General features: G+C 70.3%; 28 protein-coding genes. 15 read left to right on the top strand and 13 right to left on the bottom strand.

Translation table 11 applies throughout. The features are described 5' to 3' along the window. Positions 1–200: 200 nt before the first annotated feature. From ABZU52_RS09100 to ABZU52_RS09085, 4 genes are all read right to left on the bottom strand, one after another. On the bottom strand, positions 201–2,672 hold the full coding sequence (locus ABZU52_RS09100) for an FtsX-like permease family protein (RefSeq protein WP_354970526.1): 2,472 nt from the start codon (positions 2,670–2,672) through the stop codon (positions 201–203). Continuing rightward, positions 2,669–3,430, bottom strand: a complete 762-nt coding sequence (locus ABZU52_RS09095) for an ABC transporter ATP-binding protein (protein ID WP_354970525.1) — start codon at positions 3,428–3,430, stop codon at positions 2,669–2,671. The genes ABZU52_RS09100 and ABZU52_RS09095 overlap by 4 nt, the downstream gene beginning before the upstream one ends. 111 nt (positions 3,431–3,541) lie before the next feature. Further along, positions 3,542–4,198, bottom strand: a complete 657-nt coding sequence (locus ABZU52_RS09090) for a response regulator transcription factor (RefSeq protein ID WP_354970524.1) — start codon at positions 4,196–4,198, stop codon at positions 3,542–3,544. Continuing rightward, on the bottom strand, positions 4,186–5,412 hold the full coding sequence (locus ABZU52_RS09085) for a sensor domain-containing protein (RefSeq protein ID WP_354970523.1): 1,227 nt from the start codon (positions 5,410–5,412) through the stop codon (positions 4,186–4,188). The genes ABZU52_RS09090 and ABZU52_RS09085 overlap by 13 nt, the downstream gene beginning before the upstream one ends. A gap of 169 nt (positions 5,413–5,581) precedes the next feature. On the opposite strand from ABZU52_RS09085, the gene ABZU52_RS09080 reads away from it, so the two are divergent. From ABZU52_RS09080 to ABZU52_RS09035, 10 genes are all read left to right on the top strand, one after another. Further along, positions 5,582–5,812 (top strand): hypothetical protein, encoded by a 231-nt coding sequence (locus ABZU52_RS09080; protein ID WP_354970522.1) that lies wholly within the window; start codon positions 5,582–5,584, stop codon positions 5,810–5,812. Between the two features lie 149 nt (positions 5,813–5,961). Next, positions 5,962–6,723 (top strand): DeoR/GlpR family DNA-binding transcription regulator, encoded by a 762-nt coding sequence (locus ABZU52_RS09075; protein WP_354970521.1) that lies wholly within the window; start codon positions 5,962–5,964, stop codon positions 6,721–6,723. After that, on the top strand, positions 6,720–7,628 hold the full coding sequence (gene pfkB, locus ABZU52_RS09070) for a 1-phosphofructokinase (protein WP_354970520.1): 909 nt from the start codon (positions 6,720–6,722) through the stop codon (positions 7,626–7,628). Before ABZU52_RS09075 ends, pfkB begins: the two co-directional genes overlap by 4 nt. A gap of 59 nt (positions 7,629–7,687) precedes the next feature. After that, a complete protein-coding gene (locus ABZU52_RS09065; protein WP_354970519.1) occupies positions 7,688–8,848 on the top strand; it encodes a PTS mannitol transporter subunit IICB in 1,161 nt (386 codons plus the stop codon). Between the two features lie 5 nt (positions 8,849–8,853). Further along, positions 8,854–9,162: a PTS lactose transporter subunit IIB gene (locus ABZU52_RS09060; protein WP_354970518.1), complete on the top strand. Its 309-nt coding sequence runs from the start codon at positions 8,854–8,856 to the stop codon at positions 9,160–9,162. Beyond that, entirely contained in the window at positions 9,155–9,589 is a 435-nt protein-coding gene (locus tag ABZU52_RS09055; protein WP_354970517.1) for a PTS sugar transporter subunit IIA, read from the top strand. Before ABZU52_RS09060 ends, ABZU52_RS09055 begins: the two co-directional genes overlap by 8 nt. Next, the gene (locus ABZU52_RS09050) at positions 9,586–10,626 is read left to right on the top strand and encodes a zinc-dependent dehydrogenase (RefSeq protein ID WP_354970516.1); all 1,041 of its coding nucleotides are present in this window, start codon (positions 9,586–9,588) and stop codon (positions 10,624–10,626) included. The genes ABZU52_RS09055 and ABZU52_RS09050 overlap by 4 nt, the downstream gene beginning before the upstream one ends. A gap of 9 nt (positions 10,627–10,635) precedes the next feature. Continuing rightward, on the top strand, positions 10,636–10,911 hold the full coding sequence (locus tag ABZU52_RS09045; RefSeq protein WP_222957770.1) for an HPr family phosphocarrier protein: 276 nt from the start codon (positions 10,636–10,638) through the stop codon (positions 10,909–10,911). Beyond that, positions 10,904–12,577 carry a phosphoenolpyruvate--protein phosphotransferase gene (ptsP, locus tag ABZU52_RS09040; RefSeq protein WP_354970515.1) on the top strand — a complete coding sequence of 558 codons (1,674 nt, stop codon included), beginning with the start codon at positions 10,904–10,906 and terminating at the stop codon, positions 12,575–12,577. The genes ABZU52_RS09045 and ptsP overlap by 8 nt, the downstream gene beginning before the upstream one ends. A 182-nt stretch (positions 12,578–12,759) precedes the next feature. Next, on the top strand, positions 12,760–13,770 hold the full coding sequence (locus ABZU52_RS09035) for a mechanosensitive ion channel domain-containing protein (protein ID WP_354970514.1): 1,011 nt from the start codon (positions 12,760–12,762) through the stop codon (positions 13,768–13,770). Positions 13,771–13,774: 4 nt separating this feature from the next. On the opposite strand, the gene ABZU52_RS09030 is transcribed toward ABZU52_RS09035, so the two are convergent. The 3 genes from ABZU52_RS09030 to ABZU52_RS09020 form a co-directional block, all read right to left on the bottom strand. After that, complete coding sequence (locus ABZU52_RS09030) at positions 13,775–14,182, bottom strand: DUF2267 domain-containing protein (protein ID WP_354970513.1); 408 nt, start codon at positions 14,180–14,182, stop codon at positions 13,775–13,777. A 73-nt stretch (positions 14,183–14,255) separates the two neighbouring features. Next, positions 14,256–14,936 (bottom strand): TMEM175 family protein, encoded by a 681-nt coding sequence (locus ABZU52_RS09025; protein ID WP_354970512.1) that lies wholly within the window; start codon positions 14,934–14,936, stop codon positions 14,256–14,258. 266 nt (positions 14,937–15,202) lie between these two features. Beyond that, on the bottom strand, positions 15,203–15,784 hold the full coding sequence (locus tag ABZU52_RS09020; protein WP_354970511.1) for a type 1 glutamine amidotransferase domain-containing protein: 582 nt from the start codon (positions 15,782–15,784) through the stop codon (positions 15,203–15,205). A 243-nt stretch (positions 15,785–16,027) separates the two neighbouring features. Between ABZU52_RS09020 and ABZU52_RS09015 the strand changes: the two genes are divergently transcribed. The 3 genes from ABZU52_RS09015 to ABZU52_RS09005 all read left to right on the top strand — a co-directional run bounded on the left by ABZU52_RS09015 (position 16,028) and on the right by ABZU52_RS09005 (position 18,702). Then, positions 16,028–16,870, top strand: coding sequence for an aldo/keto reductase (locus ABZU52_RS09015; protein ID WP_354970510.1), 843 nt, complete (start codon positions 16,028–16,030; stop codon positions 16,868–16,870). 312 nt (positions 16,871–17,182) lie between these two features. Continuing rightward, positions 17,183–17,530 carry a hypothetical protein gene (locus ABZU52_RS09010; protein WP_354970509.1) on the top strand — a complete coding sequence of 116 codons (348 nt, stop codon included), beginning with the start codon at positions 17,183–17,185 and terminating at the stop codon, positions 17,528–17,530. After that, complete coding sequence (locus ABZU52_RS09005; RefSeq protein ID WP_354970508.1) at positions 17,527–18,702, top strand: zinc-dependent alcohol dehydrogenase; 1,176 nt, start codon at positions 17,527–17,529, stop codon at positions 18,700–18,702. The genes ABZU52_RS09010 and ABZU52_RS09005 overlap by 4 nt, the downstream gene beginning before the upstream one ends. Before the next feature lie 174 nt (positions 18,703–18,876). On the opposite strand, the gene ABZU52_RS09000 is transcribed toward ABZU52_RS09005, so the two are convergent. The 4 genes from ABZU52_RS09000 to ABZU52_RS08985 all read right to left on the bottom strand — a co-directional run bounded on the left by ABZU52_RS09000 (position 18,877) and on the right by ABZU52_RS08985 (position 21,482). Further along, positions 18,877–19,932: a hypothetical protein gene (locus ABZU52_RS09000; RefSeq protein WP_354970507.1), complete on the bottom strand. Its 1,056-nt coding sequence runs from the start codon at positions 19,930–19,932 to the stop codon at positions 18,877–18,879. Between the two features lie 518 nt (positions 19,933–20,450). Then, positions 20,451–20,723: a GlsB/YeaQ/YmgE family stress response membrane protein gene (locus tag ABZU52_RS08995; protein ID WP_354970506.1), complete on the bottom strand. Its 273-nt coding sequence runs from the start codon at positions 20,721–20,723 to the stop codon at positions 20,451–20,453. A 157-nt stretch (positions 20,724–20,880) separates the two neighbouring features. After that, the gene (locus tag ABZU52_RS08990) at positions 20,881–21,105 is read right to left on the bottom strand and encodes a hypothetical protein (RefSeq protein WP_124772411.1); all 225 of its coding nucleotides are present in this window, start codon (positions 21,103–21,105) and stop codon (positions 20,881–20,883) included. 59 nt (positions 21,106–21,164) lie between these two features. Further along, the gene (locus ABZU52_RS08985; RefSeq protein WP_354970505.1) at positions 21,165–21,482 is read right to left on the bottom strand and encodes a transporter associated domain-containing protein; all 318 of its coding nucleotides are present in this window, start codon (positions 21,480–21,482) and stop codon (positions 21,165–21,167) included. 233 nt (positions 21,483–21,715) lie between these two features. Here ABZU52_RS08985 and ABZU52_RS08980 point away from each other — a divergent pair, with 233 nt between their 5' ends. Further along, positions 21,716–22,756, top strand: coding sequence for a cation transporter (locus ABZU52_RS08980; RefSeq protein ID WP_354970504.1), 1,041 nt, complete (start codon positions 21,716–21,718; stop codon positions 22,754–22,756). A 37-nt stretch (positions 22,757–22,793) separates the two neighbouring features. On the opposite strand, the gene ABZU52_RS08975 is transcribed toward ABZU52_RS08980, so the two are convergent. Beyond that, entirely contained in the window at positions 22,794–23,606 is an 813-nt protein-coding gene (locus ABZU52_RS08975) for an SDR family oxidoreductase (RefSeq protein ID WP_354970503.1), read from the bottom strand. 272 nt (positions 23,607–23,878) lie between these two features. Here ABZU52_RS08975 and ABZU52_RS08970 point away from each other — a divergent pair, with 272 nt between their 5' ends. Continuing rightward, positions 23,879–24,310 (top strand): hypothetical protein, encoded by a 432-nt coding sequence (locus tag ABZU52_RS08970; RefSeq protein ID WP_354970502.1) that lies wholly within the window; start codon positions 23,879–23,881, stop codon positions 24,308–24,310. A gap of 74 nt (positions 24,311–24,384) precedes the next feature. Here the strand turns inward: ABZU52_RS08970 and ABZU52_RS08965 are convergent, their stop codons facing one another. Beyond that, complete coding sequence (locus ABZU52_RS08965) at positions 24,385–25,059, bottom strand: GntR family transcriptional regulator (protein WP_354970501.1); 675 nt, start codon at positions 25,057–25,059, stop codon at positions 24,385–24,387. Between the last annotated feature and the right edge of the window lie 15 nt (positions 25,060–25,074).

The following is a 25,074-nucleotide window of genomic DNA, read 5'->3' as shown; positions in this document are numbered from 1 at the left end:
AGTCCACGCAGCTGCCCGTGTATATGTCGCGCTTGAAATTCAGGTCCGGGTCAGCGTTGCCGCGCATTCCCGCGCTGGATCCGCCACGACGCCGGGGTGGGCGGGGCGCACCACGCGCTCGGCGCTCAACTCGATGCGACCGTGCCGCCTCAGCGATGTCCGCGGAGGCGGCACGGTCAGCGATGTGCGACCCGCGACGGCTACTCCTTCACACCGATGTTGTCGATCGGAGGCGCGCTGAGCAGCCGTCGGACGGGCCACACCGTGGTTGCCAGCGCCAGCAGCGTCGTGCCGCCGAGCACCGCTACCCAACCGAGTGGCGGGACGTACGGGATCGGGCTGCCGGTCAGTCCGTTGACGATCGCGCTCAAAGTCAGCGCCGCGATCGTCGCGCCGATCAGCACCGCGGTGCCGAGCAGCCCGGCCTGTTCGGCCTGGACCATCGCGCGAATCTGACGGCGGGTGACGCCGACCAGTTGGAGCAACGCCAACTCGCGGCGGCGGGCCAGCGCGGCCATCGCCATCGTGGTGGCCGCCGCCAGGGCCGCGTACCCCACCATCACGCCGATCAGCAGCCGGTTCAGCCAGGCTCCGAGCGCCAGATCGGTGCTGAGCAGGCGGGTACGGGTGGCGGTGTCGAGAATCTCGGTGCCCGGTTGCCCAGCCGACCACGTGGCCAACGCGGTGTCGGCTCCCGGGCCGATGCTGACCAGGACCTCGTCGGTGGTATCCCCGGCCGTGTGCCCGGCGACCGTCTCGGCAGCCAGTGTGACGTCGCCGAAGCCGAGGCCACGGTCGTAGATCGCGACGACGTCCAACGTGACCGGGGTGCCGTCGCCCAGCCAGAGTTCGGCCTGATCGCCGACGTCCCAGCCGGACGAGGACGCCTGCATCGCGGACAGGGCGACAGTGCCGGCGCGCAGGTCGGCCAGGTTGCCCTCGCGCACGGCGAGGTCCATCGTGGACGTGATGCCCGCCGGGTCGACCGACTGCGCGCTGACCGGCTCGATTCCGCCGAGCGCACGCACCACCACCTGCGTACGGCGCACACCGGTGGCCGCCTGCACCCCGGTCAACTCGCGGACCTCCCGCGCCGCGTCCGCCGGCAGCCCACCCGGAGCGACAAGTACCCGCTCGGCGAGGGTTCCCGCGCTGCTCTGCGTGGTGGTCTGCCGTTCCAGGTTGGTCTGCAGGAACCAGACCGAGCCGCCGAACCCCACGGACAGCACGAGGGCGGTCAGGACGGTCGCCATGCCCTGCGCGTTGGCCCGCAGATTGGCCGCGGCCAGGTAGCCGCTGACCCGCCACACCTTCGGCAGCAACGGTGTGAGCAGGCGTGCCGCGTACGCGTTGATCCTCGGTGCGAGCAGCGCCACCGCGATGACGAACAGGTACAGCATGCCGACCGCGCCGGCCAGTGCCCCGGTCGACCCGGCGGCACCGAGCGTGAACGCCCCGGAGGTGCCGGCCGCCGCCAGCGTCAGCACGCCGGCGACCAACCGCACCCGGCTGCTACGCCGAGGCTCGACAGCGATCTCGCCGAGTGCCTCGATCGGCTTGATCCCGGTGACCCGGCGTCCGGCGACCACCGCGGCGAGCACCGCCACGAGGACCGCCGTACCGACCGCGGCCGGCACCGCGAACAGGCCGCCGGCCATCGGGAAGCTGGCCGGCACGAACCCCCTCTCGACCAGCTCGCCGTGCACCCAGCGGGCCGCCAGCAGGCCGGCCGGACCGCCGATCGCAGAGCCGACCAGGGCGAGCAGAGCGGCCTCGGCGATCAGCATGCGGCGCACCTGCCCCGGCGTGGCCGCGACCGCGCGCAGCAACGCCAGGTCACGGCGACGGTGCCGGACGGACAGCCCGATGGTGCCGGCCACCACGGAGATGATCAGCAGGACGACGTACCCCCCGAAAGCCGATCCGGCCTCGACCAGCAAGGTCCGGGCGGCCTGGTCCTCCGACTGCTCGACATTCCCACGGTCTTTTCCGGCGTACGTCGTGGCGCCGGCCGCCGACGCGATCTCGCGTACCGCGCTGAGATCGCCGCCGGGCACCATCCGTACACCGATCGCATCCACCCGGCCCGGGTGGGCGGACAACCGGGCGGCCTGCGCGTCGGTGAAGAACACCGCCGCCGAACCGGTCTCGGCGGTCCCACTCACCCGGTACGACCGCGTGACCCCGCCGACGACCAGGTCGATGCGGTCGCCGGGTGCCACGCCGAGCCGGGTGTCGACCAGCACCTCGTCGTCGGCCCGTGGCGCGGCACCCGCGGCGATGGGACGACCGGTGAAGGCGTACGTGTCCCAGCCGTGGCCCACGGCGGCGGGTGAGCCGATCAGCACCCCTTCGTCGCCGGTGACGGCCGCGACACCCGGCACCTGGCGGATCCGGTCCACCACTGTCGCGTCCACAGTGCCGCCCTCGGGCAGCGTGACGGTGCTCGTGGTGGTGTCGCCGTCGAACTCCTTGAACGTGTGGCTGACCGTGCGGTTGGCGACGACCACGTCGGCCGCCGCCCAGAGCCGTGGCTCCGCGCGGAAACGCAGCCCGGACTCGACGAGGGTGCCCATCGCCACCAGGATCAGCACGCCGGCGATCAGGGCCAGCAGGGTCGCGGCGGCGGGGCCGGCGCGGTGCCGCAGCAGGCGGGCGGCGAGCCCGGTCATCGGAGGACCCGCCGATCCAGCGACGCCAGGTGCTCGGCGATACGGGCGGCTCCGAGCTGCGGAAGGTCGGCGACGATCGCACCGTCGGCCAACACGAGCACGCGGTCCGCGTACGACGCGGCGATCGGGTCGTGGGTCACCATCACCACGGTCAGCCCGTGTTCGTCCACGACCGCGCGCAGCAGCGTCAGCACCTCCGCCGCGGTCCGCGAGTCGAGGGCGCCGGTGGGCTCGTCCGAGAAGATCACCTCGGGGCGGGTGGCCAGCGCCCGGGCGATCGCCACCCGCTGCTGCTGGCCGCCGGAGAGCGCGGCCGGCCGGTGGTGCAGTCGGTCGGTGAGGCCGACCCGCTCGACCACCTGGGTCAGCCAGGCCCGGTCCGGACGGACGCCGGCCAGACGCAGGGGCAGCACGATGTTCTCCTCGACGGTGAGCGCGCCGATCAGGTTGAACGCCTGAAAGACGAACCCGATCCGGGTACGACGCAGCCCGGTCAGGCGGGTCTCGGACAGCCCGGACAGGTCGGTGCCTCCGATGATCACCCGACCCGAGGTGGGCCGGTCGAGCCCGGCCGCGGTCTGCAGCAGTGTGCTCTTGCCGGAGCCCGAAGGCCCCATCACCGCCGTGAAGGTGCCCCGGTCGAAGCCGACATCGATGCCCGCAAGCGCAACCACCTGGTCACGGCCGGCGTCGTACACCCGGGTGAGGTGTTCGACGCGTACCGCCGGTTCTGTTGTCTGTCCCGGATAGTCCGGCATTCTGGTGGCCTCTCTCCGTGTCATCGGCAAGAACTGCGCGCACCAGAAACGCTATTGACGTGGGAGAACGGCAACCATCCCGCGGGCTGCCAGGTCCGGGTACAGCAGGCGCTACCGTCGATCGCCGTTCAGGTAGCGCAGCACCGCGGTGACCCGCCGATCGGCACGGTCGTCGGGTGGAAGCTGAAGCTTCGAGAAGATGCTGCGGATGTGCTTGTGCACCGCGCCGTCGGTGACGAACAGCCGCTCGGCGATCGCGCTGTTGCCAAGCCCTTCGGCCATCAGCCCCAGCACCTCACGCTCACGCGGCGACAGCTCGCTCAGCGCCGTGTCCGTCCGGCGGTTGCGGGCGAGCAGCTGCGCCACCACCTCCGGGTCGATCACGCTGCCGCCGCCCGCGACGCGGTGCAGCGCGGCGAGGAACTCCTCGACCCGGCCCACCCGCTCCTTCAACAGGTAACCCAGCCCGACGGCGCCGACCGAGAACAGGTCGGTGGCGAACGCCTGCTCCACGTACGCCGACAGGACCAGCACCGCGAGGCCGGGACGGCGCCGCCGGGCCTCCACCGCGGCCACGATGCCCTCGTCGGTGTGGGTCGGCGGCATCCGTACGTCCACGATCGCGACGTCCGGCGCATGCTCGTCGACGGCGACCAGGAATTCGCCCGGAGTACCGGCCGTGGCGACCACGTCCAGATCCTCCGCCCGCAGCAGCAGCGCCAAACCCTCACGCAGCAGCGGGTCGTCCTCGGCGATCACGATCCGCATGGCAGCTCCACGTCCATTCTCGTCGGCCCTCCCGGCGGGCTCGTCAGCGTCATCCGGCCGTCGTACGCCTCGACCCGCCGGCGGATACCGGTGAGCCCTGAGCCACGTGTCTCGTCCGCGTCGCCGCGCCCGTCGTCCTCGATGCTCACCAGCAGCCGGCCGCGCTCGCGGCGCACGGCCACGTCCACCTGGCTCGCACCGCTGTGCCGCACGACGTTGGTCAGCGCCTCGGCCACCACGAAGTAGGCGGTGGCCTCGACCGAGGCCGCGCACCGCACGGCCACGTCCACCTCCAGTCGGCAGGGCACCGCGCAGCTGCCGGCCAGGCCCGCCAGCGCACCGGCGAGACCCCGGTCGTCCAGCACCGGCGGCAGGATCCCGCGCACCACCGTACGCAGCTCACCGAGTGCCTGTTCCGCAGCGTCCTGCGCCTGCCCGAGGATCTCGTCGGCGCGGTCCGGATTGCGGCGCACGGCCCGCCGCGCGGCGCCCAGCAACACGTTGACCGCGACCAACCGGTTCTGGGTGCCGTCGTGCAGCGACCGCTCGATCCGGCGCAGTTCGACAACGTGGGCGTCCAGGGCCGCGGCGCGGGTGGCGGTCAGCTCGGCCACCCGCAGCGACAGGTCGACACCCGGCGGCGGAGGCAGCAGCCACCGGCTCGGCCAGGCCTGGAGACGGGCCAGGACGGGGCTGAACCAGATCGCGGCGGCCAGCCAGCCCACCCCGAGCAGGCCGACAGCGAGTGCCTCGGACAATCCGTCGACGCGCCACCAGACGATCCCCGGTGCGCCGGCGTCGGCAGGGATCAGCCGGTACCACAGCGGGAAGGTGACGTCCTGCACGGCATAGAGTGGCAGCGCGAGGCCGACCAACCCGGTCACCAGGCCGATGAGCGAGTACAGCGCGACCCAGCCGAGCTCCCGGCGCACGAACGGATCGCGCGTCGCCGCCCGCAACCCGGCCGGCACCGGCCCCGGCGTGGGGATCGGCTCGCCCCCGCGGGACAGCCGGGCCCGCTCGCGGTCGGCCACCGAGCGCACCGCCCGCAACGCACCGGGCGCCGCCAGCAGCCCCACCCCGCCCAGGCAGGTCACCGCCACGATCGCCGCCCAGAGCAGCGCGCCCAGCGCCAGCGTGGCGGTGCCCAGCCCTCCGACGAGGTGCTCCAGGGCGTCGACCGAGGCGCGAACCCGGCCCCGCACGTACGCCATCGACCCACCTCCGCAGCCAACATAGGCCACCGCGAGCCCCGCCCAGCAAGTCCGGCGCGGAAGGTACAGCCTGCTGTACCACTGTCGTCGAGCTGGCGGGATCGTCTCCGCCCGCGCCGCCTACCTAGCGTCGACGGCGTCGAGGAACGTTCGCCGAATGGAGGCAGTCATGACCGATCCGTGCCGCATCACCGAGGCCCCGGCCGCCGCACCGAAGAAGCCGGGCGGCCTGCTGCGCCCGCTGCTGTGGCTGGTGCTCTTCGTCAGCGCGGCGGCCAACGTGGTGCTGTCGACCGCGGCGGACAACCAGTGGATCAGCTCGGCGTTCGGCCTGGTGGCGTTGCTCTGCGCGGTCGCGCTGATCGTCCACCACCGCCGTAACCGGGCGCGCGAGTCGTAGGGACACAAACCCCACACCGGGACGCTGGCGCGAGCCGCGGCACTCGCCGACCGTCCCGGTGTGGGTTTCTGTGGCCCTTCTCTTGACTTTGCCTATAACCGGGCGTAAACAAAGCACAAGCAAAACCGAAACGGCGGTGAAACAACAAGATGTACGCCGAGGAACGACAGCAGGAGATCCTCCGCATCGCCCGGGATGTGGGCCGGGTCGAGGTGGCTGGCCTGGCCGACGGGCTCAACGTGACGTCGGAGACCATCCGCCGTGATCTCACCATCCTGGAGCGGGCCGGCGTGCTGCGCCGGGTCCACGGTGGAGCGATCCCGGTCGAACGGCTCGGTTTCGAGCCCGCGCTGGCGGCGCGGGACGCGGTGCTCATCGAGGAGAAGGAGCGCATCGCCAAGCTCGCCCTGAGCGAGGTGCCGGAGGAGGGCGCCATCATCCTCGACGCCGGCACCACCACCGCCCGGCTGGCCCAGCTGCTGCCGGTGGACCGAGAGTTGACCGTCGTGGTCAACTCGCCGGTCATCGCCACGACCCTCGGTACCTATGCCAACCTCAACGTCCTGCTGTTGGGTGGACGGGTCCGCGGGAAGACCCTCGCGACCGTCGACGACTGGGCGCTGGCGCCGTTGGCGGAGCTCTACGTCGACGTCGCGTTCGTCGGCACCAACGGCATCTCGGTCGAGCGTGGACTGACCACCCCGGACCCGGCCGAGGCGGCGGTGAAGCGGGCGATGGTCCGCGCGGCCCGCCGCACGGTGCTGCTCGCCGATCACACCAAGCTCGGCAACGACTATCTGGCCCGGTTCGCTGAGCTGGCCGACCTCGACCTGCTCATCACCGACAGCCGTGCCGACCTCGACCTGGTCGGTGACCTGGAGTCCGCGGGCGTTCGGGTGGTACGCGCATGATCGTCACCGTCACCCTCAACCCCAGCCTCGACCGGGCCGTGGAGGTCGACTCCCTCACCCGGGGCGAGGTCATCCGGGCTGCCACCGCTCACCTCGACCCCGGCGGCAAGGGCGTCAACGTATCCCGTGCCCTGCTGGCCAACGGGGTTCCCTCGGTAGCGGTGTTGCCGTCCGGCGGTGACGAGGGCAACCAGCTCATCCGCCTCCTCGAGGACGAGGGTGTGGAGGTCCTCGCCGTGTCGATCTCCGGACGGACCCGTTCCAACATCACCCTGGCCGAGCCCGACGGCACGGTCACCAAGATCAACGAACCTGGCCCGGCCCTGTGCCGCGCCGAGTTCGACGAGGTGATCGACCGTGTGCTCGCCCGCGCCACCGGTGCCGACTGGGTCGTGCTGTGTGGCAGCGTCCCGCCCGGCCTGCCCGCCGACGCGTACGCCCAGTTGTGCCGGAAGCTGCGCGCTGCCAACGTCAGAGTCGCCGTCGACACCAGCGGTCCTGCGCTGCGCGAGGCCGCCCTGGCCGGGGCGACCCTGCTCAAACCCAACCGCGACGAACTGGCCGACGTGGTCGGCACCCCGCTGAAGGACCTCGACGATGTGGTCGATGCCGCCCAAACCCTACGGGCGTGGGGAGCCGGCACCGTGGTGGCCAGCCTCGGCGCTGACGGCGCTGTCCTGGTCGACGCCGAGGGGGTCCGCACCGGCACCTGTCCGGTCGCCCGGCCCCGTAGCACCGTCGGTGCCGGCGACGCGCTGCTCGCCGGGTTCCTCGCCGCGGGCGCGCAGGGTGCCGCCGCCCTCGCTGAGGGCCTGGCCTGGGGCGCCGCCGCGGTGAGCCTGCCCGGCAGCCGGATGCCCGGCCCCGCGGACATGTTCCGCCACGACGTCACCATCCATCTCTAGCTGGACGAGCTTCTTCCCCCGCGGCCGTCTGGACCGCCCTTCATGAAGGAGATACCCCCGTGACCTCCTCTTCCTACACACCAGAGGTAAAGGGCCAGGGCCCCAAAGCCACCGTGCAACGCCTCGGCGGCTACCTGGCCGCGATGGTCATGCCCAACATCGGCGCGTTCATCGCCTGGGGCCTGATCACCGCACTGTTCATCCCGACCGGCTGGCTGCCCAACAAGACCCTGGCCGAACTGGTCGGCCCGATCATCAGCATCCTGCTACCGGTGCTCATCGGGTACACCGGCGGCCGGCTGGTCCACGGCCAGCGCGGTGCCGTCGTGGGCGCGGTGGCGACCATGGGCCTCGTCGTCGGCGCGGATGTGCCGATGATTCTCGGCGCGATGATCATTGGGCCGCTCACGGCCTATGTCCTCAAGCTGTTCGACGGCCTGGTCGAGAACAGGATCCGTCCCGGCTTCGAGATGCTTGTCGACAACTTCAGCGCCGGCATCATCGGGGCCGCGATGGCCATCGGCGGTGTCTACGGCATCGGCCCGGTGGTCGAATGGCTCACCAAGCAGGCCGGCTCGGGCGTCGACTGGCTCGTCGGCAAGGACCTGCTGCCGCTGACCTCGGTGCTGGTCGAACCCGCCAAGGTGCTCTTCCTCAACAACGCCATCAACCACGGCGTGTTCGGTCCGCTGGGCATCGCCGAGGCGGCCGACAAGGGCAAGTCGATCCTGTTCATGATCGAGTCGAACCCCGGCCCCGGCCTCGGTCTGCTGCTCGCCTTCATGGTCTTCGGCCCCCGCGCGCTGCGTCCCAGCGCCCCGGCCGCGATCATCGTGCAGTTCCTCGGCGGCATCCACGAGATCTACTTCCCGTACGTGCTGATGAAGCCGAAGCTGATCCTCGCCATGATCGCCGGGGGTGCGGCCGGCGTCGGCACCTTCGTGATCACCGGTGCGGGCCTGGTCGCCACCCCCTCGCCGGGCAGCATCTTCGCCTACCTCGCGGTCACTCCCAAGGGCGGCCACTTCGGCGTCATTCTCGGCGTCGTGATCGCCGCCGCCGTCACCTTCGCGGTCGCCTCGGCCCTGCTCGGCTTCGGTCGCGGCGAGCCCGCGGCGGACGCTGTCGGCCCGGACGAGGAGACGGCTGTCGGCCCAGCTGAGGAAAGGGTCGTCGACCCCGACGAGACCCTCGACAAGTCGGCGAAGCAGGAGGTCTGAACCAGATGCCCACCATCAACGGCACCGAGATCAAGAAAGTGGTCGTCGCCTGCGACGCCGGCATGGGCAGCAGCGTGATGCTGGCCAGCCAACTTCGACGGCAACTGGCGAAGAGCGCGGTGACAGTCGAGCACACACCGGTCAACTCGATCCCGGCGGACGCCGACGTGGTCATCTGCCACCAGGGGCTTGCCTCGCGAGCCAGGGTCAGCGCGCCCGACAAGGTGATCGTGCCGATCCAGGTGTTCATCGGCGACCCGGCCGTCAGCAGGGTCGTGAACGCGGTACAGCGCGGTGGTGAGCTGAGTGGCTGAGTTGCTGGCCCGTGACGCGATCCGGCTCGACGAACGGGCCGGATCGCGGGACGAGGCGATTCGCCGCTGCGGCGCGGTACTCGTCGAGGTCGGCGCGGTCGCCCCGGCGTACGTGGACGCGATGCTCGCCCGTGAGCAGAGCGTCTCCACGTACATCGGGGAGGGCGTCGCCATCCCGCACGGCACGCTGCACAGCAAGGAGTCGATCCAGCGCGACGCCCTCGCGGTACTGCGCTTCCCCGACGGCGTCGACTGGGGCGGCTCCGACGTGCGGGTCTGCGTCGCCATCGCCGCGGCCGGCGACGGGCACGTGGACATTCTGGCCCAGCTCGCCTCGGTGCTGATGGACCCGGCGCAGGCGCAGCGGCTACGGGAGTCGACGAGCGCCGATGACGTGATCACCATCCTTGAAGGGAAGCCATCGTGAAGGTTGTCCGGTTCCACGCACCCGGTGACGTCCGCATCGAGGACGGGCCCGAGCCCATTCCGGGCCCCGCCGACGTGAAGATCCGCGTCCGGGCCTGCTCCACCTGCGGCACCGACGTGAAGATCTCACGCTTCGGTCACCACCACATCGCCCCACCGCGCGTCATGGGCCACGAGATCGCCGGCGAGATCATCGAAGTCGGCGGCGACGTCACGGGCTGGCAGCCGGGGGACCGGGTCCAGGTCATCGCCGCCATCCCGTGCGGTGACTGTGCCGAGTGCCGGCGCGGCCGGATGACCGTGTGTCCCAACCAGGTGTCGATGGGGTACCACTTCGACGGCGGGTTCGCCGAATACCTGGTCGTGCCGCACAACGTCCTCGCCGTTGACGGGCTCAACCGGATCCCCGAGGGACTCAGCTTCGCCGAGGCGTCCGTCGCCGAACCTCTCGCCTGCGTCCTCAACGGCCAGAACCTCGCCGGTGTGGGGGAGGGCGACGACGTGGTCGTCGTGGGTGCCGGGCCGATCGGCTGCCTGCATGTCCGGCTGGCCCGGGCGCGCGGCGCGGCCCGGGTGTTCCTCGTCGACCTCAACCGCGAACGCCTCGATCTGGCCGCCAACCTGGTAGAGCCGGACGCGGCGATCTGCGGCGCCGAGACCGACGTCGTCGACGCGGTACTCAAGCTCACCGAGGGGCGCGGTGCCGACGTCGTCATCACCGCCACGGCCGCCGGCGCCGCCCAGGAGCAGGCGGTGCAGATGTCCGCGCGGCAGGGCCGGATCAGCTTCTTCGGCGGCCTGCCGAAGGACAAGCCGGTCATCTCCCTGGACTCCAACCTCGTGCACTACCGCGAACTGACCATCGTCGGTGCCAACGGCTCCAGCCCCGAGCACAACAAGGAAGCGCTGCGACTCATCGCCAACGGCTCCGTCCCGGTCGCCGATCTCATCACCCACCGCCTGCCGCTCGACCGCGCCCTCGACGCCTTCGGCATCGTGGCGCGCGGCGAAGCGATCAAGGTGACGATCGAACCGTAGGAGGATCCGTTGCCCACCCGAACAGTCCTCGTCGGCTCCGCCAGCGGGCTGCACGCCCGCCCGGCGGCGCTGTTCGTCGCCGAAGCGGCGAAGCAGCCGATGCTGGTCACCATCCGCACCGGCGACAAGAAACCCGTGCCGGCCCGCAGCATGCTCGCCGTGCTGTCGCTCGGCGCCAAGAAAGGCACCGAGGTCACCCTGGAGGCCGACGGCGACGGCGCGCAGGACGCCGTCGACACCCTGGCTGACCTCCTCGAACGTGATCTGGACGCCGCGGATGCGTGAACTCCGGGGGATCGGGGCCAGCCCCGGTGGTGCGGCGGGGCCGGTATACCGGCTGGCCCCGCCTCCGGCCCTGCCGCCGTTGGCGCAGACCATTGATCCCGAGGCCGAGAAGGCGGCCGTGCGGGCGGCCGTCCTCGCCGTCGCCGCCGACCTCACCCGTCGCGCCGACACCGCAGTGGACGCGACCGCCGCGGAGGTCCTGCGCGCTCAGGTGCTGATGGCGCAGGACGAGACGCTCGTCGACGCCGCCGACACCGCCATCGACGGGGGTGTGGACGCGCCGCACGCGATCACCGACGTGCTCGCCGTGCATCGGGCCGCCTTCGAAGCCGCGGGCGGGTACCTCGCCGAGCGGGTCAGCGACCTGGACGACCTGCGGGACCGCCTCGTCGCCGCGTGCCTGGGGCTGCCGATGCCAGGCGTGCCGAACCCTGGCCACCCGTACCTGCTCATCGCCCGCGACCTGGCGCCCGCCGACACCGCCGGCCTCGAACCGGACCTGGTGCTGGGTCTGGTCACGGCCGAGGGCGGGCCGACCAGCCACACCGCGATCCTGGCCCGGACACTCGGTATCCCGGCCGTGGTCCGCTGCGCCGGCATCCTGGACGTGGCCGACGGCGCGCTGGCCACTCTCGACGGCGCGAGCGGCGTCGTGGTGGCCGGCGTCTCCGCCGAGACGGTGACCACCGTCAACGCGGACCGACTCGCGGAGATCGAACGCCGCGCCCGCTCCCGAGGCCCGGGGCGGACCGCGGACGGCCATCCCATCGCGCTCCTGGCCAACATCGGCTCCGCCCGCGACCTCACCGGCGAGGTGGAAGGCGTCGGCCTGTTCCGCACCGAGCTTCTCTACCTCGACCGCAACGACCCGCCGTCGCACGAGGAGCAGGTTGCCGCGTACCGCGATGTCTTCGCCGCGCTGCCCGGCCGCAAGATCGTCGTGCGCACCCTCGACGCCGGAGCCGACAAGCCGCTGCCGTTCCTGCGTCTGGCCGATGAACCCAACCCTGCGCTGGGCGTCCGCGGTCTGCGGGTCGCGCGGCAGACCCCCGCCGTGCTCACCACGCAGCTGGCCGCGATCGCGACGGCGGCTGCGGCGGCGGACGCCGACGTGTGGGTGATGGCGCCGATGGTCGCCACGGCGGCGGAGGCGGCAGCGTTCACTGAGTCCTGCCGCGAGCACGGCCTGCCAACCGCCGGCGTGATGATCGAGGTGCCGGCCGCGGCCCTGCGCGCCAGCCAGGTGCTGCGCCAGGTGGACTTCCTCAGCGTCGGCACCAACGACCTCAGCCAGTACACGTTCGCCGCTGACCGTATGTGCGGCGACCTCGCCGACCTGCTCGACCCGTGGCAGCCCGCGCTGATCGCGCTCCTCGCCTCCTGCGCGGCAGCCGGCGTCGAGGCGGGCAAGCCGGTTGGTGTGTGTGGAGAGGCCGCCGCCGATCCCGATTTCGCCCTGGTACTGGCAGGCCTGGGCATCACCAGCCTGTCCATGGCGCCCCGCAGCATCCCAGCGGTGCGCGAGTCCCTGGCCGCGCACACCCTGGACGAGTGCCGCCAGATCGCCGAGGCGGCCCTGGCCGCCCCCAGCCCGGAGGCAGCCCGGGCGGCGGCCGGCGCGTCGCGTCAGCTCCGGAGCGGCGACGGCGTGACGCTTCTGCCGTGAACACCGAGCCCGGCACGGCCGAGGTCAGCGACAACACGGTGTCGTGCTCATCGCGACGGTGCAGCCCGCGGTTGTTCGCCGATGTTGGCTGCCTACCACTGGACGAGGTGGCACCCTGAGTCGGTGGACTGGGCAGGGAGCCGCGGGAGGCTGACATCGGGGATTACGGTGAACAGCCTCTGATGCGTACCGCGTTGATCGTAGTGGCTGTGCTGGGTGCGGCGGCGGTTGTGGACTGGGTCCTCGGCGTGCTGGTCCGCCGCTTAGCCCATGGCCGTTACACATGGATGCTGGAGCCGCTGCGGCTAGCCTGCCGCCGTCCGGCGGCAGCGTTCCTACTGGCCGGGGTGCTGTACTACGCGCTGCCGATGGGGACGGCCGGATGGCAGCGCTCTCTGCGGCACGCCGTCGTGATAGCCCTGTTCGCATCCGGGGCATGGTTGGTAATCAAGGCACTGCACGTCGCCGAGTCGGTAGCGTTCAGCCGACTACCGGATGACCCGGTCGCCAACCGGCGGATCCGGCGAGCCCGCACCCAGATCCGTCCCGTGCGGCGACTTACCGTCGCCGTGATCACGATCGTCGCGATCGGCCTGATCCTGATCACCTTCCGGCCGGTACGCCTTTTCGGCGTGTCCGTCCTGACGTCGGCGGGAGTGGTTGGCGCACTGATCGGCCTGTCCGCCCGAACCGCGCTCGGCAATGCGTTCGCCGGTGTCCAGGTCGCCTTCGCCGACGGTCTGAATGTCGGCGACGTGCTGGTGGTCGACGGCGAATGGGGCCGGGTTGAGGAGGTGAAGCTGACCAACGTGGTGATTCGGCTGTGGGACGAGCGGATGCTCGTCCTGCCGACCACGTACTTCACCGAACGGCCGTTTCAGAACTGGACCCGGAACGAATCTCGGGTCGTCGGCAAAGTCGAGATCCATGTCGACCACACCGCCGACCTGTACGACCTGCGCCGGGAGGCGCGCCGGCTGGTCGAGTCCTCGCCGCTGTGGGATGGCGGCCAGTGGGTGCTCCAGATGATCGACTCCACCCCGCAGACGGTGGTCATCCAGGTGCAGGCCACGGCTGCCGACGGTGCCAGCGCCTGGGACCTACGCTGCGACCTGCGCGAGGGGCTGGTCGGCTATCTGCGCGACCATCATCCCCAGTGGCTGCCCCGCACCCGCAGTCAGTACCAACCCTGACCGCCTAGGTGCCGATCCGGCGGGGCTGGAGCTGTCCCGACCCTGGCCCGGTCAACTGCCAGAACTCCTGCGGCAACTGGTCGACAAAGTCCCCGTACTCCTTTGCGCTGGCAGCCTCACGGAGGGTATCCAACACGGCTCGCGCTCCGTCGGTGGCCACCTGGCGATCCACCCCTGCCCGGGACTGCACCCGCTCCAAGAATTCGGCCAGGCCGAACCGTTCCGGATCTTCGGTGCGCCTGGACACCAGACGGCGTAGCTCCTCGGGGAGTTGCGAGGCGAGGTCCCTTGCCTGGCCACCGGTGACCCGTTTTGCCACGGTCTCGAGCGTGGCGCGGGTGATCGGTTCCGCCTGCCCCGGCGGAACCTTGGGTCGTGCTGCCACCGACTGAATAAACTCGCTGTAGTTCACCTCGGACCCCCTCTCGAACCGGATTGCGGCGGGTACCCGCCGCCGTCGGGGTGAAACGGCGGCTCGTCCGCCCTCAGCGTGGTGGCGGATGGTGGTGGGTGATACGTCGGGTCACGGGCGAGTGGTACAGGCCGGAGCTGGTGATGGCGTAGAAGACGGGCAGAAGAAGGAAGATGGCCAGGCCGATCAACGGCGCGACCAGGTAGCCGACCAACCCCGCGAGGACGTACAGGACGACCCCGGCGAGGGCTCTGAACCGCTCGACGTGAAAGAAGCCGCTCTTGGCCTGGTTTTTGAGCAGGTCCGGGTTCTTCGCCAGGTAGTGGTAGAACGCCAGCCAGGTAGCGCACAGCACCGCGCCGATCAGCGCGTAGAAGGCGACGGCCACCCGCTGGTCGGCGTTGTCGTGCTCCTGGAGCGCATGCGACACGACGGCGGTCGGGAACGGCAGCAGCGCCGTGCTGAACAGCACGAGCAGGTTCACCCAGTGCAGGCCGCGATCGGTCTGTTGAATGCGGTTGAACGCCGCCTTGTGGTTGAGCCAGACGACGGCCACATACGAGTAGGACGCGAGATAAGCGACGTACGAGGGCCACTGGCCGAGCAGGCCAGACAGGAGGTGGCCAGGAGGAACGTCCGGTACCCGAAGATCCAGGACCAGCAACGTGATGATGATGGCGAAGATGGCGTCGCTGAACGCCACCGCGCGGCTGGTGTCTGACCGGTCGCCCAGGTCTGCGTCTGGCCCGCTCATCGACTGCGCCTACCCAGGGTCGTCTGCGGCAAACGACCGGACATCCAGGTCGGGAATGCCGCAAGTCCTGCGGACCGGGCGCATCCGGACCGGACGACGCGTCCGGCGACCGGGCGCGCGCGGTGGTGGCCGGATCGGTGGTCGGTAACAACTTCGACCCGCCCCTCTGCCGCGGTATGGAGGCGATCTCTGTTCCGCTGCTCAGGACGTCAACCGGCGTGGGGCCCAGGCCCGGGCTGATCCTCCCGACCCTGAACCCCGCCCAGTCAGGCCGTCGCCATCTGGTGGACGTTCTCGCCCTGGGCGAACTCCTCGACCATCTGGGCGCAGAAGGCCGGAAGGTCGCTGGGGTTGCGGCTGGTGACCAGGCCGTTGTCGACCTGCACCTGCTGATCCACCCAGGTCCCGCCCGCGTTGCGGATGTCGGTGCGCAGGCTCGGGAATGAGGTGACGGTCCGGCCGTTCACCATGCCGGTCTCGACCAACGACCAGGGGCCGTGGCAGATCGCCGCCACCGGCTTTCGTTGCTGGAAGAACGCCCGGACGAAATCCATCGCCTGCGGGTTCATCCGGAGCCGGTCGGGGTTGACCGTCCCGCCCGGCAGCAACAGGGCGTCGTAGTCGGCCGCATTGGCCTCGGCCACGGTCCGGTCCACCCGATAGTGGTTGGCCGGATTGATGTCCTGGTTCATCGACTGGATCTCACCGGAATTCAAGGAGATCAGGTGGACCTCGGCCCCCGCCTGCTCCGCGGCGGCTCGGGACTGGGTGTACTCCACGTCCTCCACCCCGTCGGCGGCGAGGCAGGCGACTCGTTTGCCGGTCAGTGGCTGCTGGCTCTGCGCCATTTTTGCGGCCTTCCCGTTCGCGGCGCCACCCCGTCGGTGGCGCATCGTTCGCTCGCGGTCGCCTTCCCGGCGTCGGCGCCGGGAAACAGGCCACCGAACGCCACTCAAGGACGGACAAACCCGCCTGTACGCCCGCCGCTCAGCGAGAGCCGCGCGGAGAAAGGTCGCGCCACGAGAGTGCTTCCTGTCGCAGCGGGTAACGCACCCAACACAAACGGTACCCAGGATCCTGGAAAGGTCGCCATGACTCTCCCCGCCGCATCGATCGAGCTACCAACCGGCCAGACCATGCCCGTGCTCGGCCAGGGCACGTGGTACCTGGGCGATCGCCCGGAGAGACGGCAGGGCGAGTTGGCCGCCCTACGCGCCGGGCTCGACCTGGGCATGTCCATGATCGACACCGCGGAGATGTACGGTGGCGGCGCTTCCGAGGAACTCGTCGGCGAGGCGATCACCGGACGACGCGACGACGTCTTCCTGGTCGACAAGGTGCTGCCGTCCAACGCCAGTCGGCGGGGAACAGTGCAGGCCTGCCGCCGAAGCCTGCAACGACTCGGCGTCGACCACATCGACCTCTACCTGCTGCACTGGCGTGGCACGCATCCACTCGCCGAGACGATCGAGGCGTTCGCCGAACTCGTCGACGCCGGTGACATCGGCCAGTGGGGCGTGAGCAACTTCGACCTTTCCGACATGACGGAGCTGATCGAGGCGGGCGGAAGCGACTGCGCGACCAATCAGATCCTGTACAACCTCACCCGCCGGGGGCCCGAGTACGACCTGCTGCCGTGGCTGCGCGAGCACCGGATCCCGGTGATGGCGTACTCCCCGATCGAGCAGGGCCGACTGCTCGGCCACGACCAGATCGCGGAGGTCGCCGCCCGGCACGGGGCGACGCCCGCTCAGGTCGCGCTCGCCTGGGTGCTGAGGCAGGAAATGGTTTCGGCCATCCCCCGATCGTCCAACCCGGAACACACACGGGAGAACGCGGAAGCACGCGACCTGCAACTGACCGAGGAGGACGTGGCGGCACTCGACACCGCGTTCCCACCGCCGGCCGGCCCGCAACCGCTGGAGATGTTGTAGGACCTTCGGCCGCTTCGGCAGGAGCCAGGCGACGTCACCACCGCGTCGGTGGCGGAACTGCGCAAGTGTCGCAAACACCCCTGCGCGGTCCGCCCTTTATGAAATTGTTTGCACTGAAGGGTGCTGGTTATCGACGCACCCGCACGAGTAGATCAAGGGACAGGGGCGGACATGAGGTGGCTGATCGGTGGTGCGGCCGTGATTGGCGGCGGGATGGTCGCCCGGCGCCTACTCGGTGGGGCTGGCCGGGGCGATGACCAGTGGCAACGGGCTCAGGCCCGGCGGCGCGGGGCGCGGTGGCATGTGGCGACGGTGAACCGACCGGCGGGTGACGTCGCCCCGGGCGGTCAGTTCCCCGAGCCGCTGGCCGGGCTCGGCGACGCCGTCGAGGTCCAGGTCCGGCCCGCCCCCGGCGGCCGGGGGACCGAGATCGCCGTACGGCTGCGCGACGGCGCCCGACTCCCTGTTGTCGCCGCGGCCCGACGGGTCACCGGCCGAGATCCTGAACAGGCGATCCGGGCTGCGCTGCGAGAGTCGAAGCAACTGATCGAGACCAGTGAGGTCCTGCACCCGGACTATCCGCCCACGACCGAGCCGACTCCGATGAACAAGCCACTGCGAATGGCCACCCGACAGGGTCGGCGGGAGGGACGACTGTGAAGGCGCTGGTCTGGGAGGGAGCCAACGAGCTCGCGGTGCGGCAGGTTCCGGACCCGCAGATCCGCAACGAGCAGGACGCCATCGTGCGGGTGCGTCGGACGGTGACCTGCGGTTCGGACCTGCATTTGCTCGGCGGGTACATCCCGTTCATGGAACGCGGCGATGTCCTCGGGCACGAGTTTCTCGGCGACATCGTCGAGGTCGGTCCGCAGGTCCGCAACCACAAAGTAGGAGACCGCGTCGTCGTCTGCTCATTCGTCTCCTGCGGCAAGTGCTGGTACTGCCAGCAACAACAGTTCTCGCTGTGCGACAACGGGAACACGAACCCGATGATCAGCGAGAACGTCTGGGGCGCCGCGCCCGGCGGCTGCTACGGCTACTCGCACGCACTCGGGGGCTTCGCCGGCAGCCACGCCGAGTTCATCCGCGTCCCCTACGCCGACCAGGGTGCCTTCACCGTCCCGGACGAGGTGAGCGACGAGCGCGCGCTCTTCGCCTCCGACTCCGCGCCGACCGGTTGGATGGGCGCTGACCTCGCCGGGGTCAAACCGGGCGATGTCGTGGCGGTCTGGGGTGCTGGCGCGGTCGGACAAATGGCGGCTCGGGCGTCCGTGCTGCTCGGTGCCGATCGGGTGATCGTGATCGACCGACTCGACAACCGGCTCCAGATGGCCCAGACACATCTCGGCGTCGAGACGCTGAACTACGAGCAGCAGGACGTCAGCGGCGAATTGCTGGAGCGCAGTGGCGGTCGAGGCCCGGACGTGTGCATCGAGGCAGTGGGAATGGAGTCGCACAGCAGCGGTCCGCAATTCTGGTATGACCAGGTCAAGCAGCAGTTGCGGATCGAGTCCGACCGACCGATCGCCGCGCGGGAGGCGATCTACAACTGTCGCAAGGGTGGCAGTGTGTTCATCTTGGGGGTATACGCCGGCCTGGTGGACAAGTTTCCGCTCGGTGCGGTGATGAACAAGGGGCTGACACTGCGGGGCGCGCAGCAGCACGGACAGCGCTACATTCCCATGCTGCTGGAGCGGATGGCCCGCGGCGAGCTGGTCACCGAGCATCTCGCGACCCACACGATGCCGTTGGACGAAGGGCCGCACGGCTACGAGATATTCAAACAGAAACTCGACGGTTGCGTGCGAGCCGTTTTCCAACCCTACAACTGATTCCGCCGTCGCCAGTGCCCCTGGCGCCGTAGCGCGACCGCACTTGCCGGATTGCCCCCGGCCAGCTCGTACGCGCTGAGGTCCACGGCGAACCGCCGGCAAGCCTGAACCGCTTCGGTGATGGCATGCCAACCCCTCGCCGGTCCGATCGCGACCCCGGCGGCGTGCACCCGCTCAGCTTCCGCCGCGGGACCGCTCCCTGCCCTTCTCCTCCCGCCAGCCGCCGGGTTGGGGGTGGTAGCCGTAAGCGGCAGCCCGGACCGTCTCCTCGTTCTCCAGCCCTGAGCCAATCGCGCCGCCGACAGTGGCCAGTGAGCTGGTGATCCAGGCGAGCGTCAGATAATCGCCGGCATTCACCGGCCGCTGCAGAATCTGTTGCAGCACGGATGTGTCGATCAGCAGCGCCCCGACGAGCGCCGTTCCCACGAACAGCACCACGTAGGACACTGCCGTGGCCAGAGTGAGAGTGAGGATCGTACCCAGGTTGAACAGTCGTGCCAGGTCACTCGGTGTCTCGCGGCTCGGTTTTTCCCAGAGGTCGTGCGCAACGATCAGCCAGGCCACCAACGCGCTCAGCCCGAGCACCATGATCACAGCGAGCCGGAGTCCGCCGAGGGCATCGCCCATCTGCCAGATGGTGTCCGTGGTGAGCGCGAACGCAGCCGTGCCGAACGCGCCGACCAGCAGCTTGGACAGGCCCAGCAGGGCGCGCCCAGGGCGGTTGGCTCGGACCATGCCGGTCAACAGGCGCGCACGGCCGATCAGCCCCGAAGCGAGGTAACGGCGCTCACCGGCGTCGGCCCCGCCGATCACTCGACGAACGGCGGGAATCCGGCGTGCCCTCTCGGCTGGTGCCCGGTCGGCCGGCGGCCCCCGGTGGTCGGAGGCGTCGGTCAGCAGCCGGCCCACCAGATCCGGAACGGCTGCGCGGACCGAGCGCATCTGGCGCAGTCCCAGCGCGGGCAGGGAAATCATCCCGACTTGGCGCCGGCCAGAGGTCTGCGCGACCAGGGGCACCCTCTCGGCATGCAGGGGCAGATCGGTCAGACAGATGGCGACGTCCCACTGATCGTCCGTGCGCCGCCTAGCAAGATCGTCGAGCAGGGCCTCCGCGCCGCCGTCGCGGCGCGGCACCACCTCCCCCCAGCCTTCCCGGACGGTCCACCGCACGTCCGCGCGCACCCGCTCGGTGAGCCCGCTGGCCAGCTCCGCAGCGAGCCTCGCAGCCACCCGGGCCGGGTGGTCCGGTGGGGTTGCCACCAGTCCCACGACGATCTCCGGGCGTTGCCGTTCGCTCTGGGTCATCGGTGCTCCTCACCGGTAGCCGGGCTCGGGCGGCGACGGCGAGAACCGGGGGCGTTACGCGCCGTCGCGGCAGCTCCCGTGCCGCTGACGTAGTGGTGGAGCCAGGCCGCCGAGGGGAGCGCCCCGACCAGTCCGTACAGCGCCAACGCCACGCCTGCGTCGAACCGGGCGGCCCCGCCCACGCAGCCTAAAAGACCACTCCGAAGGGTGCAGCGGATTCGGGCCACAGACAACGGCCACGACGGGTGTCCCCGTCGTGGCCGTTCAGTCATCTCACCGTGCCGCGCTCTGCACGGGGCGGGTCAGCTCTTGAAGGCGTCCTTGATCTCCTCGCCGGCCTGCTTGGCGTTGGCGCTGGCCTGGTCGCAGGTGGCCCCTGGCCTGCCCTTGACCTGCGGCGGGCCCGCCCCAGAAGGGGCGGGCCCGCACGCGAGAGAGTCAGGTCAGCCGACGCGGCGCCGGCCCCACACACCGGCGATGACCGCGACGCCGATCGCGGCGAAGACGACCTGGATGAGCAGCTCGATCCAGTCGGGGCCGCTGGTGTCGGCCAAGCCGAGGGCACCGGCGACGAGCGTGCCGAGGATCGCGGCGAGGACACCGATCGCGAGGGTGAGCCAGATCGAGATGTTCTGCTTACCCGGTACGACCAGCCGGCCCAGCGCGCCGATGATCAGACCGATGACAATGGCGGCGAGGAAGCCGGAGATTTCCATGAGGGCCGTCCCTCCAGAGGGGTTGTCGTCGGCCCGATGATTGCCCCACGCGGCCAGCGGCAAAACCACCCCGCCCGGCGACGGGTGCGCTGGCCCGTGTTCCGAAAAGGCAGAGGCCCGGCGGCCAGGAGTTGCCGTGGCCGCCGGGCACCCGGTGTTACTTGGCGCCGCCGGTCAGTGCGACCAGCGCGCTGGCGGTGCGGAAGTACGGGTTGCGGCCGAGGTCGCCGACGGTGGTGATGTTGAAGGCGTCCTTGAGTAGCTTGGCGTCGCCGTCGCTGACCCCGGCGAGGGCCGCCACCGGGGCGTCGACCAGCTCGGTGAGGGACTTGTCCTGATAGGCCTTGTCGACCAGTTTAGTGAAGTCGGCGGTGACGGGCATGCACACTCCTTCGCGATCCCGGTCGGACAATCCGACCGGAGGTGGACGATCATCGCGAATTAGATCATTGTCGTGGCGGCCGCGTCCACTGTGGAGACAACGGCGGCCTCGTTTTCGTCCTCACCTGCGGTGGGAACGGGCCGCAGCCGGACGCGGGTGATGGCACGGCCGGTCACCTCCGCCACCTCGGCGATGAAGCCGGGCAGATGCACGGTCTCGCCCGCGGCGGTCGGAATGTGGCCGAGGTGGGCCAGGACCAGACCGGCGACGGTCGTGTAGTCGCCGGCCTCCAGGGTCTCCTCGTCCAGGTCGACCCCGATGTCCTGCAGGTCGTGCAGCAGCTGCGACCCGTCCGGCGCTGTGACGACGGCTTGCACGTCGCGGTCGGTCTCGTCGTGTGCACCAACGCCATCTCGCTACCCGCGAACACCGCGTTCACCACCACCAACACCGACACCAGCGCGACCTGCGCGCCATAGCCGCCGCCGGCTGATCCTGACCTCCTCGCCCCGGGCCATCCGGACCCTCGACCGTAGCGGCAGCGGGAAGGGCACCTTACGAATACGGTCACCGGGGGCATTTCCCGCCAAGAACGGGGAAACACCCGCCGGTGCCGGACCTCATCACCCTGCCCTGGCCGCTGTCGCTCAGCGCCGCGGTGTTCGTCCTCGCCGGGGCGGTCACCGTGGCCGGCAGCGTGCGCCTCGCCGGGCTCGGCGACGCCCTCGCCGACCGGACCGGCTGGGGTGAGGCGCTGTTCGGCGTCGTGTTCTTCGGCGTCGTCACCGGCCTGTCCGGCATCATCATGACCGTCGTCGCCGCCGGCAGCGGCCAAGCCAGCCTCGGCTACAGCAACGCCGTCGGCGGTATCGCCGCCCAGACCACCGCCGTCGCCGTCGCCGATGCCTTCCACCGCCGCGCCAACCTCGAACACGCGGCCGCGTCGCTGTCGAACCTGCTCTCCGGCTGCCTGCTCATCGCCCTGCTCGCCCTCGCCCTGCTGGCCAGCTACATCCCCGAGACGAGCATTGCCGGCGTCAACCCGATGTCGGCCGTGCTCGTCGCCACCTACATCGGCGGGCTCGTGCTCATCCGCCGCGCCGGCGCGCAACCGATGTGGCAGGCCATCGCCACCGCCGAAACCCGCCCCGACGTCCCCCACCACGAGAACGCCCTCAGCCAACGCTCACCGGTGTGGCTGTGGACCGATTTCGCCGTCGTCGGCCTCCTCGTCGCCGCCGGCGGTTGGCTCGTCGCCCTCGCCGCTGAAAGCGTCGTGGAGACCACCGGCCTCACCGCCGGATTCGTCGGCGCCGTCCTCATGGGCGTGGTCAACGCCCTCCCGGAAACCGTCACCGCCATCGCCGCCGTACGCCGCGGCGCGGTCACCCTCGCCATCGCCGCCGTCCTCGGCGGCAACATCCTCGACGTGCTCACCCTCGTCGCCGGCGACATCGCCTACCAGCACGGCTCGATCTACCACGCCGCCGGAGATCAAGAACTGCTCGCGACCACCACCAGCCTGCTCATGACCGCCACCCTCCTCGGAGGTCTACTCATCCGCCAAACCTGCGGCTGGGGCCGCCTCGGCTTCGAAGGTGTTCTGCTGCTGGCCAGCTACGCCGCGATGACCGTCATCCTCGCCCTGTAGCCACCACCCCACAACACAGGCCTCGCGTCACCGGCGATCAACGGTCCCGGGACGGATCGGTCGTCCGGGTACGCAGCCACGCATCGAAGTCACGGGCCACGATGCGTTCGTCGGTGACACCGTCGGCGGCTGGCGAGCACAGCCAGCGGATCGGCGCGGCCATGACAGCGGGGTCAAGCATCTGCTCGCGGACCGCCTGGGGCATCCCGTCAGGGATCATGCCGGTACGGGTCGCCCCGCCGGGCAGGAGCACGTTGACCCATACCGAGTGCTCGCGCAGATCGGCGGCCATGATGCGGGACAGCGCCTCGGACCCCGCTCGTGACGGGCCGTAGGGCACGAAACCTCTACGGATCATGGTCTCCTCGTTGAGCGAGATGTTCACGATGCGTCCGCCGCCGGCGGCGAAGAAGGTCGGTACGACCGCGCGGGCGACCAGGAAGTAGCCGGTGAGGTTCGTGTCGATCACGTCCCGGAAACCGTCGGGGGTGACCTCCCAGAAGCCCCGAGGTTCGGTGAAGAACTCCGGGTTCACGGTCCGCATGCCAATCCCCGCGTTGTTGACCAGCACATCCAGTCCGCCCAGGCGGTCGACCGTCCGGCGGACACCGTCGGCCACCGAGCGCTCATCCCGGACGTCCATGGCGACGCCACCGACCCGCCCGCGATCCGCGTCGATCTGCTCGGCGACCTGGGCGGTGCGGCCCTCATCGCGGCCGGTGACGACCACCCGCGCGCCACTGTCGGCCAGCGCCTCGGCCATCGAGCGGCCAAGGCCGCTGGTCGCCCCCGTGACCAGGACCCGTACGCCGGAAAGGGACTCGTCGGGCCTCACGTCACGTACGGTCATGAATCAATCGTCCCTCATACGTCTGGACAGAACGGTGGTGCCGGCCGCGCGGCCGTCACCACACCTACCCGGACTACCCCGCGACCGGGTCTCATCACGTCGTCAGGCACATTGACCGCACTGACCCGTCCGGGCTGCTGGACGCGGCCCTTCCGTCCCGCGTTTGGCGGCTGGAGGCGCGGGAACACCTCGCCGATCGGGGCCCAGGTGACCCGCCACGTCTGTCGTCCGGCAGCGCTGGCGATGCCGGCGAGACCCGAGGAGGAGCGAGGATGAGCCCACGCAGGACAACCGTCCCGGCACGCAGACCACCAGGGCCCGCCAAGGCCACCGGGGCGACGAAGATGCCGCCGAGCCGGAAGGCGGCGGCCAAGAAGGTCGCCGCTGCCACGAAGCGGGCTACCGGCGCGAGCGCAGCCAAGACGCCCGGCGAGAAGCCCACGCCGACCACGCCCCGCGTCGCCCGGAAGACGGACGTTTCCGCCACCACGGCCTCGCCCAGCCGCAGGCCGACGGCGAAGGCGGTCGCCGCCAAGAACGCACCACCAAAGAAGGCGCCCGCAGCGAGGGCCGCGGCGAAGAAGGCACCGGCGAAGAAGGCCGCGCCGACCCGGGCCCGCACCACGTCCGCCACCAGGGCACCGGCCAAGAAGGCGACCACCATGGAGTCGTTCGGCAACCGGCGTACGGCGCGGAAGACCTGAACGTCGACGCCTGCCCGATGTGTCGCACCAGCTCGCTGACCGTTGGGGAGGCGTGAAGCCACCCCTAATGACGATCAGTCGGCGAAGAGCCGGGTGATGGACCGGATGTGGTGGTCCATGGCGGCTCTGGCGACGGTGTCGTTGCGATCCCGGATCGCGGTTCGTATCAAATCGTGGTCGTGATTTCGGGGGTCGACGGCGCCAGCGATGGGTGCGGCGCCGGCGAAGCTGTACATCAGGAAGTCTGACAGTACCCACATGCGCTGGCTGAGGTCGGCTATGAGCGGCGAGCGGGCCATCCGGTGGATGACCCGGTGGAAGACGGCGTTGTACCGGAAGTAGTCGCGACTCCGTTGGACGACCTCGGGGGTGTGTTCCGCTTGGTGTAGCAGCTCGAGCGCGTGGTCGAGCTCTGCGAGTTCCTCTGGAACGTGTCGAAGGGCCGCTGCTGCTGCGATGTCACCCTCGAATGAGCCGAACACGCCGAAGAAGTCGCGCGCCTCCTGCTGGGTGTACTGCCGGACGACACAGCCGCTCTGGGGCACGATCTCCACGAGTCCCATCGTGGCGAGTCGTCGCAGCGCCTCCATGACGGGCTGTTTGCTGACCCCGAACTCTTCCTTGATCGCATCGATCGGCACGCGCGAGCCGGGTGGGTACGTGCCCTCGACGAGCTGTTCCTGCAGGCGGTCGAACAGTAGACGTCCCAACGGGACGTCGGTTCTTCCCGATTCGGTGGCTGTGCTCATCGCGGTTCCCAATCT

It is taken from the genome of Micromonospora sp. NPDC005220 (genome assembly GCF_040607895.1).
GTDB lineage: Bacteria > Actinomycetota > Actinomycetes > Mycobacteriales > Micromonosporaceae > Micromonospora.
This window is presented reverse-complemented; position numbering and strand designations above follow the sequence as displayed.